Source organism: Actinomadura syzygii (assembly GCF_008085905.1).
Classification (GTDB): Bacteria; Actinomycetota; Actinomycetes; order Streptosporangiales; family Streptosporangiaceae; genus Spirillospora; species Spirillospora syzygii.
The window spans coordinates 110,895-127,881 of record NZ_VSFF01000020.1 but is presented as its reverse complement, the minus strand read 5'-3'; the positions used below and the strand labels follow the sequence as shown (position 1 = coordinate 127,881).

The 16,987-nt window shown below is 74.0% G+C and carries 16 protein-coding genes; 6 read left to right on the top strand and 10 right to left on the bottom strand.

The features are described 5' to 3' along the window. Window positions 1-44 precede the first annotated feature (44 nt). The 3 genes from FXF65_RS41740 to FXF65_RS41730 are packed head-to-tail and all read left to right on the top strand — an operon-like array spanning window position 45 to window position 2,481. Entirely contained in the window at window positions 45-560 is a 516-nt protein-coding gene (locus tag FXF65_RS41740; RefSeq protein WP_148356009.1) for a MarR family winged helix-turn-helix transcriptional regulator, read from the top strand. Next, window positions 557-1,615: an ABC transporter ATP-binding protein gene (locus tag FXF65_RS41735; protein WP_222869023.1), complete on the top strand. Its 1,059-nt coding sequence runs from the start codon at window positions 557-559 to the stop codon at window positions 1,613-1,615. Before FXF65_RS41740 ends, FXF65_RS41735 begins: the two co-directional genes overlap by 4 nt. Next, a complete protein-coding gene (locus FXF65_RS41730; protein WP_148356008.1) occupies window positions 1,612-2,481 on the top strand; it encodes an ABC transporter permease in 870 nt (289 codons plus the stop codon). Before FXF65_RS41735 ends, FXF65_RS41730 begins: the two co-directional genes overlap by 4 nt. A 55-nt stretch (window positions 2,482-2,536) precedes the next feature. Here the strand turns inward: FXF65_RS41730 and FXF65_RS41725 are convergent, their stop codons facing one another. From FXF65_RS41725 to infC, 9 genes are all read right to left on the bottom strand, one after another. Further along, on the bottom strand, window positions 2,537-4,156 hold the full coding sequence (locus tag FXF65_RS41725; protein ID WP_148356007.1) for an ABC-F family ATP-binding cassette domain-containing protein: 1,620 nt from the start codon (window positions 4,154-4,156) through the stop codon (window positions 2,537-2,539). Window positions 4,157-4,460: 304 nt separating this feature from the next. Continuing rightward, window positions 4,461-6,938 carry a phenylalanine--tRNA ligase subunit beta gene (gene pheT, locus FXF65_RS41720; RefSeq protein WP_148356006.1) on the bottom strand — a complete coding sequence of 826 codons (2,478 nt, stop codon included), beginning with the start codon at window positions 6,936-6,938 and terminating at the stop codon, window positions 4,461-4,463. After that, window positions 6,938-8,047, bottom strand: a complete 1,110-nt coding sequence (pheS, locus tag FXF65_RS41715; protein WP_148356005.1) for a phenylalanine--tRNA ligase subunit alpha — start codon at window positions 8,045-8,047, stop codon at window positions 6,938-6,940. Before pheS ends, pheT begins: the two co-directional genes overlap by 1 nt. Before the next feature lie 118 nt (window positions 8,048-8,165). Then, complete coding sequence (locus FXF65_RS41710) at window positions 8,166-9,263, bottom strand: sensor histidine kinase (RefSeq protein WP_148356035.1); 1,098 nt, start codon at window positions 9,261-9,263, stop codon at window positions 8,166-8,168. Between the two features lie 304 nt (window positions 9,264-9,567). Further along, window positions 9,568-10,143 carry an STAS domain-containing protein gene (locus FXF65_RS41705; protein WP_246199460.1) on the bottom strand — a complete coding sequence of 192 codons (576 nt, stop codon included), beginning with the start codon at window positions 10,141-10,143 and terminating at the stop codon, window positions 9,568-9,570. A 282-nt stretch (window positions 10,144-10,425) separates the two neighbouring features. Next, window positions 10,426-11,241 carry a TrmH family RNA methyltransferase gene (locus FXF65_RS41700; protein WP_148356004.1) on the bottom strand — a complete coding sequence of 272 codons (816 nt, stop codon included), beginning with the start codon at window positions 11,239-11,241 and terminating at the stop codon, window positions 10,426-10,428. A gap of 34 nt (window positions 11,242-11,275) precedes the next feature. Continuing rightward, window positions 11,276-11,656 (bottom strand): 50S ribosomal protein L20, encoded by a 381-nt coding sequence (gene rplT, locus FXF65_RS41695; protein WP_148356003.1) that lies wholly within the window; start codon window positions 11,654-11,656, stop codon window positions 11,276-11,278. Window positions 11,657-11,725: 69 nt separating this feature from the next. Then, window positions 11,726-11,920: a 50S ribosomal protein L35 gene (gene rpmI / locus FXF65_RS41690; protein WP_067894345.1), complete on the bottom strand. Its 195-nt coding sequence runs from the start codon at window positions 11,918-11,920 to the stop codon at window positions 11,726-11,728. Window positions 11,921-12,103: 183 nt separating this feature from the next. Next, window positions 12,104-12,706: a translation initiation factor IF-3 gene (gene infC, locus FXF65_RS41685; protein ID WP_281289009.1), complete on the bottom strand. Its 603-nt coding sequence runs from the start codon at window positions 12,704-12,706 to the stop codon at window positions 12,104-12,106. A 535-nt stretch (window positions 12,707-13,241) separates the two neighbouring features. On the opposite strand from infC, the gene FXF65_RS41680 reads away from it, so the two are divergent. Both FXF65_RS41680 and FXF65_RS41675 read left to right on the top strand, forming a co-directional pair. Next, window positions 13,242-13,748: an NUDIX domain-containing protein gene (locus tag FXF65_RS41680; RefSeq protein ID WP_148356002.1), complete on the top strand. Its 507-nt coding sequence runs from the start codon at window positions 13,242-13,244 to the stop codon at window positions 13,746-13,748. A 1-nt stretch (window position 13,749) separates the two neighbouring features. Beyond that, window positions 13,750-14,706 carry a PfkB family carbohydrate kinase gene (locus FXF65_RS41675; protein WP_148356001.1) on the top strand — a complete coding sequence of 319 codons (957 nt, stop codon included), beginning with the start codon at window positions 13,750-13,752 and terminating at the stop codon, window positions 14,704-14,706. Here the strand turns inward: FXF65_RS41675 and FXF65_RS41670 are convergent. Continuing rightward, entirely contained in the window at window positions 14,682-15,395 is a 714-nt protein-coding gene (locus FXF65_RS41670) for an HIT family protein (RefSeq protein ID WP_148356000.1), read from the bottom strand. The genes FXF65_RS41675 and FXF65_RS41670 overlap by 25 nt on opposite strands. A gap of 167 nt (window positions 15,396-15,562) precedes the next feature. Here FXF65_RS41670 and FXF65_RS41665 point away from each other — a divergent pair, with 167 nt between their 5' ends. Beyond that, a complete protein-coding gene (locus FXF65_RS41665; protein ID WP_148355999.1) occupies window positions 15,563-16,987 on the top strand; it encodes a prenyltransferase/squalene oxidase repeat-containing protein in 1,425 nt (474 codons plus the stop codon).

Sequence of the window (16,987 nt, the reverse complement as noted above, 5' to 3'; positions counted from 1 at the left end):
CTAAAGATTTGCTCTCTAACCATCAGTCCCCTAACATCCCCGGCATGGAGAACCTCGGCATCGGCGGCCTGGTGGCGCCCGGACCCATGGAGGAGTGGCCGATCGGGCGGCTGTTCGCCATCGCGTCCCGCCTCTCCGGCCCCGTCGTGTGGCGGATCATCGAGCGGCACGGGATCAGCCCGGCGGGCTACTTCCTGCTGCGCGAGCTCATCGCCGAGGACGGGCAGCGGGCCGGCGAGATCGCGAAGCGGATGCTCGTCACCCCGGCGACCGTCACCTCGGTCGTCGACACGCTGGAGCGCAACGGGCACGTCCGCCGCGAGCGCTCCTACCGCGACCGGCGCGGCGTGATGCTGCGCATCACCGACTCCGGCCGCCGGCTGGTCGCGGAGAAGTCGCAGCCCATCGGGCGCGACCTCGGACGCCTCTACTCGGTCGTCGACGAGGGCGACGAGGCGGCCGTCCGGCGGTTCCTGCTCAACCTCATAAAACAGTTCGAGAACTTCTCCACCGCGGAGGACGATTCGGACGGACCTGAAGCGAAGGGAGACGGCGCGTGACCAAGCCGCCGCAAGCCGCGCCACCAGAGACCGCGCCAGCAGAGACCGCGTCCCCGGAGACCGCGCCGGGAGAGGCCGCGGCGCCGGAGGCCGACCAACCCGAGATCGCCGTTCGCACGGTCGGGCTGGAGAAGACCTACGCCGCGTCCGGCCAGCGTCCCGAGGTGCCCGCCGTGCGCGGCATCGACCTGGACGTCCGGCGCGGCGAGTTCTTCGGGCTGCTCGGTCCGAACGGCGCGGGCAAGTCGACCACCATCGGAATGCTCACCACGCTCGTCGTCCCGACCGGCGGCAGCGCCACCGTGTGCGGCCTCGACGTGGTGAAGGACGCCGTGGCGATCAAGCGCCGCATCGGCGTCGTGTCGCAGCAGAACAGCCTCGACAGCGACCTGGACGTCTTCGAGAACCTGGAGTTCCGCGGGCGGTACTTCGGGCTGAGCGCCCGCGACGCCCGCCGCCGCGCGGACGAGCTGCTTGAGCTGTTCGGGCTGACCGAGCAGCGCGGCGGCAAGCCGTTCGAGATCTCGGGCGGGCAGGCCAAGCGCGTGATGATCTGCCGGGCGCTCATGCACGGCCCGGAGGTCCTGTTCCTGGACGAGCCGACCGCCGGACTCGACCCGCAGACCCGCACCAACCTGTGGGAGGTGCTGCGCGGCCTCCAGGCCGCCGGGCAGACGATCCTGCTCACCACCCACTACATGGAGGAGGCGGAGGCGCTCTGCGACCGGGTCGCCGTCGTCGACCACGGCGAGGTCCTCGCCAGCGGCACGGTGGACCAGCTCAAGTCGAACGCGGGCGCCGACACCGTGATCACCGTGGCCTACGACTCGGCCGCGCCGGAGGAGGTCCGCGGGCTGTCCGAGCGGACCGGCATCAGCAAGGTCGAGATCAACGGCGGCCAGGTCCGGGTGTTCGCCGCCGAGCCCGAGGGCCTGCTCGGCGAGCTCGTCGCGATCGGCGCGGGCGCGGGCGTCGGCGTCACCGACGCGACCCAGCTCCGGCCCAGCCTGGAGACCGTCTTCCTCACCCTCACCGGAAGGGACTACCGCGAATGACCGCGTCCGCCGTGCCGGCGGCTCCGGCCGCTCCCGCCAAGCTCGCCCCGCCGCCCCCCGCGCGCGCCACGCTGCCCCGCACGTTCGGCGCGATGATGGCGCGCGAGGCGCGGGTCATGCGCAAGAACTTCGTGTCGACGTTCACCCGGGTGCTGGTGCAGCCGGTGATGTTCGTCTTCGTGTTCGCCTACGTCCTGCCGAAGCTCGGCGGCGGCGCGATGGCGGGCGGGGCGGGCGGGCCGACGTTCTCCACCATCCTGCTGCCCGGCCTCATCGGCTCCTCGATCATCATGCAGGCGATGATGGCGGTCATCTTCCCGCTGATGATGGAGCTGACCTGGCAGAAGTCGATCACCGACCGGGCGCTGGCGCCGGTGCCGATCCCGCTGCTGGCCGTCCAGAAGATCATCGCGGCGGCGGCGCAGGGGCTGATCGGCGGGCTGCTGGTGTTCCCCGCCGTGCTGTTCATCCACGCCGACGGCGAGGCGCCCAAGGTGCACGTGGACAACTGGCCCGTCCTGATCGTGGTCATGGTGGTGGGGTCGCTGCTGTCCGCGTCCGGCGGACTGCTGCTCGGCACGCTGCTGAACCCGCAGAAGGTCCAGATGCTGTTCGCGATGGTGCTGCTGCCGATGACCATGCTCGGCTGCGTGTACTACCCGTGGTCGGCGCTGGAGAACATCCGCTGGCTGCAGATCCTCAGCCTGTTCAACCCCCTCGTGTACGTGAGCGAGGGGCTGCGCAGCGCGCTGACGCCGGAGGTCCCGCACATGCCGACCTGGGCGTTCCTGCTAGCGATCATCGCCGGGACGGCCCTCCTGACCTGGGCCGCGACCCGAACCTTCACCAAACGAGTCCTCACCTGAGCAAGGGCGTCGGACGGCCCCGCGCGGAATTCCGCGCGGGGCCGTCGTCATCTCACTACATCGGTTCTGTTTCGGTCAGGCCCGTTTCGCGGTCCACGCGGAGCCAGCGGGTCAGGGCGAGGGTCCGCAGGAACGGCACGTCGTGGCTGACCACGACCAGCGCTCCCTCGTAGGCGGCGAGGGCCTGGGAGAGCTGGGCGGCGCTCGCCATGTCGAGGTTGTTCGTCGGCTCGTCCAGCAGCAGCAGCCGCGGGGCGGGCTCGGCGAGCAGCAGCGACGCGAGGACGGCGCGGAACCGCTCGCCGCCCGACAGCGTCCCGGCGGGCCGGTCGGCCCGCGCCCCGCGGAACAGGAACCGCGCCAGGCCGTTCCGCACCTCGGCCGGGGTCGCCGACGGCGCCTGCGCCCGGACGTTCTCGAACACGCTGAGCCCGTCGTCGAGGACGTCGAGCCGCTGCGGCAGGTACCGCACGCCGTCCACGCCGATCCGGACGGACGTCCCGTCCGGGACGCGCTCGCCCGCGAGGGCCCGCAGCAGCGTCGTCTTGCCCGAGCCGTTCGGCCCGACCAGCGCGATCCGCTCCGGCCCCCGGACGATCAGCTCCGCCAGCGTGCCCGGCTCCGGCTCGGGCGGCGCGGGCAGGCCCGTCACGGTCACGACCGTCCGCCCGGCGGGAACGCGGGTCGCGGGCAGCTCGACCCGGATCCCGGCGTCCTCGCGGACGGCGTCCTCCGCCTCCGAGAGGCGCGTCCGGGCGTCCGCGAGGCGCTCCTCGTGCATGATGCGGTGCTTGCCGGCCGACTCCTGCGCGGCCCGCTTCCGCGCGCCCATGATGATCTTCGGTTCGCGTTTGCTCTCGTACATCTTGTCGCCGTACCGCTTGCGCCTGGCCAGTTTGACGTGCGCTTCCTCCAGCTCCTTCTTCTGGCGGCGCAGGTCGGTCTCGGCGGCGCGGACGGTCCGTTCGGCGGCCTCCTTCTCGACGGCGAGCAGTTCCTCGTAGGCGGACAGGTTGCCGCCGAACGTCCGGACCGCGCCGTCCCGCAGGTCGGCGATCTCGTCGACGCGGTCGAGCAGCTCCCGGTCGTGGCTGACGACGACCAGCACGCCCGTCCAGGACTCGACGGCGTCGTACAGGCGGCGCCGCGCGTCCAGGTCGAGGTTGTTGGTGGGCTCGTCCAGCAGCAGGACGTCGGGACGGGCGAGGAACCGCGCCGCCAGCCCGACCATCACGGCCTCGCCGCCGGACAGCGTCGGCACCGTCCGGTCGAGGTCGAGGTGGCGCAGGCCGAGGCGGTCGAGTTCGGCGCGGGCGCGTTCCTCGACGTCCCAGTCGTCGCCGACGGCGGCGAAGTTCTCCTCGGTCGCCTCGCCGCGCTCGATGGCGTGCAGCGCGGCGCGGGTCGCGGTGATGCCGAGCAGGTCCGCGACCGTGGCGGCGTCGTCGAGGACGAGGTTCTGCGGCAGGTAGCCGGTCTCCCCGTCGACGCTCACCCTGCCCGACGCCGGGCGCAGCTCAGCCGCGATGATCTTCAGCAGGGTGGATTTTCCGGATCCGTTGACGCCGATCAGGCCCGTCCGGCCGGTGCCGAAGGCGGCGTCCAGACCGTCCAGGACGACCGTTCCGTCCGGCCAGGCGAACGTCAGATCCGAGCACACGACGGCGAATGACATGGGCGGCCTCCATGGTGATGAGCAGGTGCGGGACGCATGGAGACACCGCGGGACGCGCGACGCGCCGACGGGCATGGAAAAGCCCGGCGGATCAGAGTCCACACTGAGGTCACGTGCGCGGGCCGGTGAACGGCCGCTGCGCGGTGTCGGACCTCAGATCCTCAATGGACTCCCCTACCGGGCGGCGATGTGACCCGAGTAGGTTATCCGACGCCTTGGCACTGCACAAGTCGCGTTCGGCCACGCGGGCCGAGACGGCGAAGCCGCCCCGGACGGCGTCCGGGGCGGCTTGCGACGGGATCGTTCAGGCGCCGCGCAGGACGGCGCCGGTGCGCTCGGCCGCGGCGGCGACCGCGGCGGCGCGGGCCTCCGACGCCTCCTCGGCGGTGAGCGTCCGGTCCGGGGCGCGGAAGCGGAGCGAGTACGCGAGGGACTTGCGCCCCTCCCCCACCTGCTCGCCGGTGTAGACGTCGAACAGGCGGATCGCCTCCAGCAGGCCGCCCGCGCCGTCGCGCAGCGCCGCCTCGACCTCGGCGGCGGGCACCCCGGAGCCGACGATCAGCGCGACGTCCTGCGTCGCGACCGGATAGGACGACACGTGCGGCGCGGTCACCGCGACCGGCTCGCCGAGGAGCCGCAGCTCCAGCTCCATCGCGCAGGTCCGCGCGGGCAGCCCGTACGCCTTCGTGACGCGCGGGTGCAGCTCGCCGGCGTGCCCGACGAGCGTGTCGCCCGCGTAGAGCGCGGCGCAGCGGCCCGGATGCCACGGCGCGTGCTGGTCGGCCTTGACGGTCAGCTCGACGCCGACCTCGCGGGCGACCGTGCGGGCGGCCTCGATCGCGTCCGCCCACAGCGCGGGACGTCCCTCGCCCCACCAGCCGGACGGCTCCCGGTCGCCCGACAGGACGACCGCGACCCGGTGCGGCTGGTCCGGCAGCGCCGCCTCGACCGACGCGATCTCCTGCGGCGTCGGGCCGCGGTCGACCGCGAGGCGCGGCGCCCGGTCCGGGGCGTCCGGACGCGGCCGGAACACCGCGCCCAGCTCGTACAGGGCGACGTCGCCGAAGCCGCGTCCCACGTTGAGCGCCAGCACCTTGAACAGGCCGGGCAGCAGCGTGGTGCGCAGCAGCGGCTCCTCCTCCGACATCGGGTTCGCCAGCCGCATCGTGCGGCGGCGCGCGTCGTCGGCGGGGAGCTGGAGGCCGTCCAGGTCCTTGTCGGACACGAACGGGAACGCCAGCACCTCGACGTACCCGGCGCCCGCGAGCGCGCGGCCGACCCGCCGCCGCAGCCGCTGCCGGACGGTCAGCCCCTGGCCCGCGACCGGGCGCGGCGCCCGCGCCGGGATCTCCTCGTACCCTTCGAGCCGGGCGACCTCCTCGGCCAGGTCGTTCGGCTCGGTGAGGTCCGGACGCCACGACGGCGGCGTCACCGTCAGCACGTCGCCGCCCGCGACCGCGCAGCCGACCTGCTCCAGGCGGCGGACGACCGCGTCCCGCGTGTACGGCATGCCCGCGACCCGTCCCGGATGCGCGGCGGGCATCGTCACCGTCACCGGCTCGACCGGCGCCTCGGCGTGCGTCACGCCCGGCAGCACCTCGGCGCCGCCCAGCTCGGCGAGCATCCGCACCGCCCGGTAGGAGGCGTACAGCGGCAGCTCCCGGTCGACGCCGCGCTCGAACCGGTGCGACGCCTCGCTGTGCAGCTTGTGCCGCCGGCTCATCCGCGCGGTGCCGATCGCGTCGAAGTGCGCCGCCTCGACCACCATGTCGGACGACCGCTCGTCGATCTCGGTGGCGAGGCCGCCCATCGTCCCGGCCATCGAGATCGGGCCCGACTCGTCGGTGATCAGGATGTCGCCGGGGTCGAGTTCGCGCTTGACGTGGTCGAGCGTCTCCAGCTCCTCGCCGGGGGCGGCGCGGCGCACCACGATCGGACCGGTGAGCTTGCCCCGGTCGAACGCGTGCAGCGGCTGCCCGAGCTCCAGCATCAGGTAGTTGGTGACGTCCACGGCCAGCGACACGGGACGCATCCCGGCGCGGTGCAGGCGGACCCGCATCCACATCGGGGTCTGCGCGTCCGGGTCGAGGCCCCGCACCTCGCGCAGGACGAACCGGTCGCACGCGGTCGGGTCGCCGATGCTCGCCGGGTACGCCTCGCCGTTCTTCTCGGGAAGCTCCACGTCGGCCGGGTCCTTGAACGGCACGTCGTACGCGGTCGCCGCCTCGCGGGCGAGGCCGCGGATCGACAGCGCGTAGCCGCGGTCCGGGGTGACGGCGATGTCGAGGACGTCGTCGCGCAGCCCGAGCAGCCCGATCGCGTCCGCGCCGACCGGCGTGTCCGCGGGCAGGACGAGGATGCCGCTGTGGTCGTCCCCGATGCCCAGCTCGCTGACCGAGCAGATCATGCCCTCCGACACCCGGCCGTAGGTCTTGCGGGCGCCGATCTCGAACCCGCCGGGCAGCACGCCGCCGGGCAGGATCACGACCACGCGGTCGCCGACCGCGAAGTTGGACGCCCCGCAGATGATGTTCTGCGGCTCGCCCGTCCCGTTCGCGTCGCCGACGTTCACCTGGCAGTAGCGGATCGGCTTCTTGAAGTCCGTCAGCTCCTCGATCGCCAGCACCTCGCCGACGACGAGCGGCCCGGTGAGGTCGGCGCCGGCGCGCTCGACCGTCTCGACCTCAAGGCCCGCCGCGATCAGCTTCTCGGCGAGCGCGCGTCCCGTCACGTCGGCGGGCAGCTCGACGTACTCGCGCAGCCAGGAAAGCGGGGCGCGCATCAGATCTCCATCCCGAACGGGAGGGTGAACCGGACGTCGCCCTCCACCATGTCGTACATGTCTTCCACGGCGTGCCGGAACATCAGCGTCCGCTCGACGCCGAGGCCGAACGCCCAGCCGCTGTAGCGGTCGGGGTCGACGCCGCAGGCGCGCAGCACCCGCGGGTTGACCATGCCGCAGCCGCCGAGCTCGATCCAGCCCTCCGAGCCGCAGGTGCGGCACGGCTCGGCGCCGGGCTCGGCGGACGCGCCCCGGCACACGAAGCACTGCATGTCCACCTCGCCGGACGGCTCGGTGAACGGGAAGTAGGACGGGCGGAACCGCGTCTTCAACCCCTCGCCGAACATGCCCTTCACGTAGGCGTCGATGCCGCCGCGCAGGTCGGCCATCGTCAGTCCCTCGTCGACCGCGAGGCCCTCCAGCTGGTGGAAGACGGGGCTGTGGGTGGCGTCCAGCTCGTCGGTGCGGAACGTGCGCCCCGGCGCGACCACGTACACCGGCAGCTCGCGCGCCAGCAGCGACCGGATCTGCATCGGCGAGGTGTGCGTCCGCATCACCAGGCCGGACTCCTCCGACTCGACGAAGAACGTGTCCTGCATCGTGCGCGCCGGGTGGTCGGGCAGGAAGTTGAGGGCGTCGAAGTTGTACCACTCGGCCTCGACCTCGGGGCCCTCGGAGACCTCGAAGCCCATCGAGACGAAGACGTCGACCATCCGCTCCTGCATGGTGGTCAGCGGGTGGCGGGCGCCGCGCGGGGCGCGGTCCCACGGGAGCGTGACGTCGACGGTCTCCTCGACCAGCACGCGCTGGTCGCGCTCCTCCTCCAGCTCCGCCTGGCGCGCCTTCAGCGCCTGGCCGACGGCCCCGCGGGCGGCGCCGATGCGCTTGCCCGCCTCGGCGCGGGCGGCGGGCGGCAGCGCGCCGATCTCGCGGTTGGCGAGCGCCAGCGGGGAGCGGTCGCCGGCGTGCGCGAGGCGGACCTGCTTCAGGTCGTCGAGGTCGGCTGCGGCGGCGATGGCCGCGAGCGCCGCGTCGCGGGCCCGCTCCAGCTCCGCCGCGCTCAGCGCGGACACCTCGACGGGATCAAAGGACTTGTTGGGTGCAGACATGGCTGTGTCATCGACTCCGGTCGGCGTGGGACGCCCGCAGTCTAGTGCGCGGGCGGTGAAGATCCGGAAAGCGTGCGCGGAACGCGCGGCCCGTCCAGGGGCCCGGCGGCCGCCGGGCTCAGCCGGCGTGGTCGGGGGCCCCTGCGGGCACGGTAAATCGGAACTCGGCGCCGCCGCCGGGCGCCCGCCGCACGGCGATCACGCCGCCGTGCGCCTCGACCAGGCCCTTCACGATGTAGAGCCCGAGGCCGGTGCCGCCGCGGCGGTTGCCGCCGGGGCCGCGCCAGAACTGCCGGAAGACGCGCTGGGCCGCCTCGGGCGGGATGCCCTCGCCCTCGTCGCGCACCGACACGGCGGCTCCCTCCTTGTGCGCGTCCGGCTCCACCACGATGGTGACGGTGCCCGCCCCATGGCGCACCGCGTTCTCCACAAGGTTACCGAGGATCTGATCCATCTTGTCGGGGTCGAGCCACATCTCGGGCAGCTCGCCGCGCGTCTCGAAGCGGAACCGGTCCTCCGCCTCGCCCGCCGCGACCCGGCCCGCGATCACCTTGCGGACCTCCTCCGGCAGGTCGACGACCTGGCGGTGCATCTCCAGCCGGCCCGCCTCGATGCGGGACACGTCGAGCAGCTCGGTGATCAGCCGGGTGACCCGGTCGGCGTCGGCGTTGACCGTCTCCAGCATGACGCGCTTCTGGTCGTCGTTGAAGCGGTGCCACTTGGCCAGCAGCGTCGCGGTGAAGCCCTTGACGCTGGTCAGCGGGGAGCGCAGCTCGTGCGCGACGGTGGAGACGAGGTCGGCGCGGTCGCGCTCCTGGCGGGCGCGGTGCAGGGCGTCGCGCAGGCTCACGGTGAACCGCTCCACGCGGCCCTCGCCGTCGCGCCGGTACGCGGCGGTGACCAGCACCTCCGTGCCGTCGGGCAGGAACAGGACGCGCTCGGGGTGCCGGGTGCGGATGGCGAGGCCGTCGTAGGGGGCGAGGCACTTCCACCAGTCGCGGCCCTCGGCGTCGTGCAGCGGCAGGACGTCGCGGAAGTCGCGGCCGAGCGCGGACCCGGCGGCGACGCCGGTCATCCGCGCGGCGGCGGCGTTGAACACCACCACCCGGGCGTCGCGGCCCGCGACGAGCAGCCCGTCGGGCAGTTCGTCGGCGGCGACCGAGGCGAGGCCGGACGCATCCCCGCCGGGGCCGGCCGCGGACCGCTGCGCGGGCACGCGGGCGGCCACGCGAGGGGCTTCCTCTCCGCCCACAGCGGCCTCCAGAACACCGAAGGGAACGCGGCCTGTCGAGAAGAGACTCTAGCCGCAGTCGGGCGTCTTGCGGGACCCGGAAAGCCCCCTGCGGAAAGGCATCTGTAGCCCGCGGGCGGGATCGCGACGGCCCCGGGACCGCCCCCGCGCCTCCCGGGCCGCGAACGTCACGGGACGCGCACCCCACCGAGGACGAGGACCCGCGGGCTCGCGGACGTCACCGGGTCGCGGACGTCAGCGGATCACAGACGTCACCGAGTCGTGGACGTCAGCGGGAGGTGCTCGGCGAGTCGTGGCCGGCGAGCGCGTCCGGCACGTCCGCGTGGACGGCGAACAGGCGGTCGAGCCCGGTGATCCGCAGCAGCCGCAGTTGGGCGGGACGGACCCCGGCGAGCGCGATCTCGCCGCCGGTCGCGGAAACCTGGTTGTGCGCGGCGACCAGCGCGCCGAGCCCGGCCGCGTCGCAGAACGGGACGGCCGCGAAGTCGGCCACCAGGCGGCGCATCCCCGTGCCGTGCAGCTCGACGAGCCGCGCGCGCAGGGTGTCGGCCGTGTGCAGGTCGATCTCGCCCGCCACCGCGACGACGGCGGTGTCGCCGTGCCGCAGCGCGACCTCGACCCGCAGTTCGGCGGTGCTCGGGGCGGCACTGGCGACGGTGCCCGCGGCGAGGCCGCCCGGGACGCGTCCGGCCGGGCCGCGGTCACCGCCGGCCCGCGCGCCGGAGGCCCCGGGAGCCGCGGCGACGGCGCGCGGCGCGCACCGCACGTCCGGCCCGCGCCGGCCCGCCCTCCTGGGCGGCCAGGTCTCCTCGGTCATCACGTTCGCCCCCACTCTGCGCGGCATCGGCGCCGCCCCTGGTCAAAGCACTGATCAACACCGTAGGCACCGGACCAGGGCGGAGAGATCCCTCGTCAGGCCCGTTCCCGCTCCTACCTGCGGACGAGTCCCGCGGCGGCCGGTCCACCCCCGGACCGACCTCGGAGTGCGGACCATCCTCCCAGTTCACCGCCCGGGGCACCGCGACCGGGACGACCGGTTGCGGCCATCCGGTCACGCACCGCAGCGGCCTCGGCGCGCCGTCGGCCCGTCGTCGGCCGCGTTCCGCGCCCTTACTTCACGCGCCGGTCACGTCCCGCGCTGGGCGCGGGCCGAGGCGTAGAGGCATACGGCCGCGGCCGTCGCGAGGTTCAGGCTCTCGGCGCGCCCGTGGATCGGGACGCGCACGACCTCGTCGACGCTGCCGAGGATCTCGGCGGGCAGGCCCCACGCCTCGTTGCCGAACACCCAGGCGGTGGGGCGTGCGAGAAGGCCGTCGTCGAGTGCCTCGTCCAGCGTGCGCTTGCCCCCGCCGTCCGCGGCGAGGACGGTGAGCCCCGCGCCGCGCAGCTCCGGGATGAGCGCGTCGAACCGCGGCCCGACGACGACGGGCAGGTGGAACAGGCTGCCCGCCGAGGCGCGCACGCACTTGCCGTTGTAGGGGTCGACGGACGCGTCGGTGAACACGACCGCCTCCGAGCCCGCCGCGTCGGCGGTGCGCAGCACCGTGCCCGCGTTGCCGGGGTCGCGGACGTGCGCGAGGACGGTCACCAGCCGGGGACCGGCGGCGAGCGCCGTCTCCAGCGGGACGTCCACGAACCCGCACACCGCCAGCAGCCCCTGCGGGGTGACGGTCTGCGCGAGCTCGGCCATGACCTCGCCGCTGACGCGCAGCACCGGCGCGCCCGCCCGCTCGGCGGCGGCCACCAGCTCGGGGTGGCGGGCCTCAGCCTCCGCCGTGGCGAACAGCTCGGCCAGCCCGCCGGGGATCTCCAGCGCCTCCCGGACCGCCTGCGGCCCCTCGGCGAGGAACCGGTTCTCGCGGCGCCGGAAGGCCCGTTTGGCGAGCCGCCGAGCGGCCTTCACCCGTGGAGACCGGACGGAGGTCAGCTCGCGGCCCGCCATGTCGCGTCGTTCGCCCGAGTCCGGATGCCCGGGCTCAGGCCGCCTCCGAGTTTCCCTCGGCGGGGAGCGCGTCCTTGGCGACCTTGACCAGAGCGGCGAAGGCGGGCGCGTCGTTCACGGCGAGCTCGGCGAGCATGCGCCGGTCGACCTCGACCTCGGCGGCCTTCAGGCCCTGGATGAACCGGTTGTAGGTGATGCCGTTGGCGCGGGCCGCCGCGTTGATGCGCTGGATCCACAGGCGGCGGAACTGGCCCTTGCGGTCCTTGCGGTCACGGAACGCGTAGGTCATCGAGTGGAGCTGCTGCTCCTTGGCCTTGCGGTACAGGCGAGAGCGCTGGCCGCGGTAGCCGCTCGACCGCTCCAGGACGACCCGACGCTTCTTGGCGGCGTTGACCGCCCGCTTCACGCGTGCCACGTGCTGACTCCTTCGTGGGGGCCGGGGCCGTCCGGGCCTCGGCCGGTCGCTGATGTTGCCGGTCGGGTGCTACTTGCGCAGCAGCTTCTTGATGTTCTTGGCGTCGGCGTCGGCCACCACGGCCGGTCCGTCCAGCCGCCGGGTCCGCTTGGACGGCTTGTGCTCAAGCAGGTGGTTGCGGTTGGCGCGGCGGCGCATCACCTTGCCGGTGCCGGTCAGCTTGAAGCGCTTCTTGGCACCGCTGTGGGTCTTGGTCTTCGGCATGGTCGCCGTCGTCTCCCTCTGTCCCTGCCCCGTGCGGACGGCACGGGGGCGCGCCTGATCGACGCATCGCACGAGCTGCCGTGGACGCGCCTGGTCAGGCTTCAATCTACGTGCGCCGTGACCCCGCTCCGCCCGCGAGGTCGCGGTACCGGGCCCGCCGCGGGAGCGGTCCCGGGACGGCCGTCAGGCGCTCTCGGTCTCCTGACCGCGGGCCGTCTTCTTCTTGTGCGGTCCGATCACCATGATCATATTCCGGCCGTCCTGCTTCGGCCGCGACTCGACGAAGCCGAGCTCCTCGACGTCGTCGGCGAGCCGCTGCAGCAGCCGGAAACCGAGCTCGGGACGGGACTGCTCACGACCGCGGAACATGATCGTGACCTTCACCTTGTCCCCGGCCTTCAGGAACCGCACCACGTGACCCTTCTTGGTCTCGTAGTCGTGCGGGTCGATCTTCGGGCGGAGCTTGATCTCCTTGATGACCGTGTGCGCCTGGTTCTTGCGCGCCTCACGCGCCTTCATCGCGGACTCGTACTTGAACTTGCCGTAGTCCATGAGCTTGGCGACGGGCGGGCGCGCCGTGGGCGCGACCTCGACGAGGTCGAGGTCCGACTCGCGCGCGAGTTCAAGGGCCTTGGCGATGGGCACTATGCCAACCTGTTCGCCGTTCGGGCCGACGAGCCGGACCTCGGGCACGCGAATGCGGTCGTTGATACGCGGTTCGGCGCTGATGGGACCTCCTTGGGGCCGTTCACATTCGTTTGACCGGTCGTACCCCGAGGCTTCCACGAGAAAAGCCCCGCACGACGTCACGTACGGGGCCACCTTCGGTCTCCCCGGCGGCCCTGCCGCTCGGGGACGACGGCTGGACGAGCGCCGCGCGCCCGTTCGCCGGACCGAGACCCTCCGGCCTTGCGGCCGGTCAGGTGGGAGGTGGCCTCCGCTTGTGTGCCCGGCACACGCCACCGCTGGGTCGCGCGCGCAGAGCCGGTCGGCCACCAAGATACCACCCGCTCGGAGCCCCCGCACCGGTCGGGACGGCGCCGTCCGCCCGAACCCGCCGTGGTGCCTGAGTGAGGTACGCCACCGTGCTCAACAGCGTGGGGCCCGCGCCCATTCCCGGGCCGGACGGTCGTCCCGGCGCGGCGCGGGGCGTCCGGGGCCGCCGGGGAGGGGCCGATGGGTGAGGAAGTTCTGGCGCGGCGGGCGTCTCGGCGTCACGGTGCGGCGCTGTTACGGTGACGGGACCACGGCCTGATCTCAAGTGGGGGGACGCCCCGCACCCTCCGGAACGGCCCGCCAGGGCCAGGGAGGTGGTTCCGCGATGCCCTCGGCCGAGGCCGGCGCGGCCGGCCCCCTGCACGCCTTCTCCCCGATCACCCTGCAGTTCGCGCAGAAGGCGTTCATCGTGTCCGGCGGGCGGCTGCTGCTGGTCCGCAAGTCGGCGTCCGACCCGTTCCACCCGGGGCGCTGGGAGGTGCCCGGCGGGCGGCTGGAGGTGGAGGGCGACCTCGGCCTCGACGACCACATCAGGCGGGAGGTGTGGGAGGAGGTCGGTCTCAAGATCGACCCCGGCCCGCCGTTCCACCTGTGGCAGTGGTTCATGCCCGACCGCGCGGCCCCCGGCCGCCGCCCGGCGGGCGGGCAGATCCGCGTGGTGGCGGCGGCGCGGCGGTGCCGTCCGGTCACGCTCGACCCCAGCCTGGAGAACCAGGAGGAGAGCGACCATCTCGACGGGTGCGCCTGGGTTCCGCTGGAGGAGATCGGCGCCTACGAGCTGATCCCGAGCCTGCGCCCGGTGATGCGGGCGTTCCTGGCCGCGTCCGGCTGAGATGCCGCGCGACAGGGGCGCGTCCCCGGCGGAGTGGCCCGGATTGGACGGCGCCGACGAGCGCCGCTTCGCCATGGTCGTCATCGGCGACGTGGGGATCGAGGTACGCGCCACGCTGCCCGACGTCCGGTTCGCCGATCTCGACGCCGACCGCCTCTCCTACGCCCCCGCGCGGGCCGTGGTCGCGGGGACGGCCGTCAACCTGGCCCGCAGCGCGACCCGCTGCTTCCGCCGGGTGGACGTCCTCGCCAAGGTCGGCGACGACGACTTCACGCCGGTGATCCGCCGGGAGCTGGAGCGGCTCGGAGCGGGCGACCTCCTGTGCGTCGAGCCCGGCGCACCGAACGGCGTGTCGGTCATGCTGCGCGACCAGGGGGGCGGCGACGGGGGCGGCGGCGGGCGGGGCGTCCGGTTGCTGGTCGTCCGGGACGACCCGCCCGCACGCCGCCTGACCGGCCGGGACGTCGCGGCGTCCGCCGCCCGGATCGCGGACGCCGACGTGCTGGCCGTCGACGGGTACTCGCTGCTGTCGCCCGTCTCGCGGGACGCGCTGCACGCGGCGGCGCGCCTCGCCCGCGACGCGGGGACGAGGGTCGCGTTCGACCTCGTCCCGCACGACGTCGACGCGCGGCTCCCGGCGGACGGCGTCCTGCCGACGCTGGCGCTCGCCGACCTGGTCATCTCGGAGGCGCCGACGCTGGCGCGGCTGCTCGGCCGTCCGGGACCGACGACCGCGAGCGAGGTGCGGGCGCTGCCGCCCGTCCTGGACGACGCGGTCCCGGGATCCCCGCTGTGGCTGCTGCGGTTCGGCCCGACATCGTTGGAACGGGTGCTCGCCCATCAGCGCGGACGTCCGCCGATCGAGTATTCGAGCGGATACCGGCACGGCGTGGAGCGCGCGGGGTTCGGCGACCGGCTCGCCGCGTCCGAGCTCTACTGGTGGCTGTCCGAGGACTGAGGCTCCTCGGACAGCGGCTCGTCCTGGACCGCGGCGCGCAAGGACCGCAGCGTGCGCAGGAAGCGGCGCCTGCTGGCCGGGAGGCCGAACGCCTCCTGCCAGCGCCAGGTCTCTCCCGGCCGTCCGGCGGTGGTCACGGCCCAGCGCAGGAACTGGCTGCGCACGCCGTCCCCGGGATGGACTGTCGCGACGCCGTCCTCCTCGATCAGGAGGTAGGAGCGCCCGGCGCGGAGGCGGGCGCGCAGCGCGGCGTGGCCGGCGGGCGCGCCGGGGAGCCCCCGGTCCTCGGCGAGCCTCCGCACGCCGGGCGTGCCGGGCAGGAAGTGCCAGTGCGCGTGGTCGATGCACGCGCCGCCGCCCTGCGGGGTGGCCGGGCCGTGCTCGAAGAGGAGCAGGTCGTCCGTCCCGTAGGCGCGGCGGTAGAGGCGGGCGGCGCGGTCGCGCCAGCGCAGGGCCCGCTCCCACAGCGGCGGGGCGAAGGCGGCGGCGCACTGCCAGTGCTCGCGGGTCACCAGGAGGAGGTGGCCCTCGGCGAGCGGCGCGACGTCCGGCATCAGCAGGAAGTCGGCGTCGCGCGCGATGACGCCCGCCTCGCCCGGGAGGTCGGCCATCTCGTTGAACCGGAACCGCAGGGGCGGGCAGAGGACGCAGTCATGGCCGGGCTCGTGCCGCGGCGTCGGCTCGACCAAGCCTCCTCCAGTCCGGGCGTCGCGCGGTCCCCGTTTTCCACCGTGCCCGGTGCGCGGCGGACGCGACCGGTGTCCGGCAGAGATCTGTACGGCGGCGGATACCGACATACATCCCATGCGGTACAAAACCTGGCTACACGGGAACAAAGTCAGCAGAAGGCGACATCGTGAACCAGAGAACCCCGCTCCCCGCACCGGCCCCCCGCGCCGCCCCTCCCGCCGCCGCGTCCGCCGCCCCCGACACGGCCGCCATCGACCTGGCGGTGCTGCACGCGCGGCTGGAGGAGTCCCTCGACGTCCTCCGCGACACCTACGCGCACGCCCTCGGCACCGGCGGCGGCTGGTACCACGAGCTGACGCGCCCCGAGCCCGGCATGACCGCGACCGCCCTCGGCCTGCTGGCGTTCGTGGAGGCGGGACGCCCCTTCGAGTACTTCGACGAGGGCCTCGCGTTCCTCGCGTCCCGGCAGACCGCGTCCGGCGACGCGCTGCGCGACGGCGGCTGGGCGACCAAGACCAGCCTCGGCATGCCCGTCGTGGAGGCGACCGGCTGGATCGCCCGGTTCCTCGCCCGCGCCCGCTGCGACCTCCGCGACGACGCCCCCGACCTGAAGCGCGCCTACCAGTGGCTGCTGCGCAACCAGAACCCGGACGGCGGCTGGGGCTCGCTGCACGGCTGCCGGTCCCGGGTGTGGCTGACGTGCCTGGCGCTCCGCGCGCTCAGCCAGCTCAACCCGTACGACCCGGCGGTCGACCGGGGCGTGGAGTGGCTCACCGCGGACCGGACCGCCGCCCGCCCCGGGTGGGGGCCGACGCAGGAGGCCGCGCCGACCGTCACGCACACCGCGTTCGCGCTGGTCACGCTGGCCGAGGCGCGTCCCGACCTGCGGACCGACCGGCTCCTCGACGCCTACGACTGGCTCCTCGCCCACCTCGACCCCGACGACGACCACACCTGGATCGAGACCTACGACGTGTCGCCGCACGGCACCCCGTCGAACGGAACCGCGTCGAACAACACCGGGTCGAACAACACCGGGTCGAGCGGCGCGGCGCCGGAGCCGGTGTGGCGGCTCGCGCTGTGGCACTACGGGCTGCCGATCGCGCTGTCCGCGCTGCTGCGGGACCCGCGCGGGCCGCACGGCCCGGCCGTCGCCCGCGCGTTCCGGACGCTCGTCCGCCGCGAGGCCGTCGACCCGCGCTGGAACGTAGGACCCGGCGGGCGCACGTCGCTGTGGACGCTGTGGTGGCGGCTGGAGACCCTGACCGCGCTCAGCCGCGTCCCGCTCGCGGGCAGCGGCGACGTCCTGCACTGGCTGCCGGACGCGACCGTCGTGCAGCGCGCCCACGCCCGCGGCCGCCCGCTCGCCGACCTGCTGCCGCACAGCAGGCTCGTCGACCCGGTCGGGTTCGCGCGGCGGCACTGGGCGGCGGTGGTGCTCGGCGCGGTGTGCTCGGGCAGCGTGCTCGGCGTCGCCCTCGGCGCGTGGGGCTGGCGGGACTTCTGGCTGAGCGTGATCCTGCCCGTCGTCCTCACCAGCGTCGACGAGTCGGTGAAGCGGCGCCGCCCGCCGCGCGACCCGCCCGCGTGA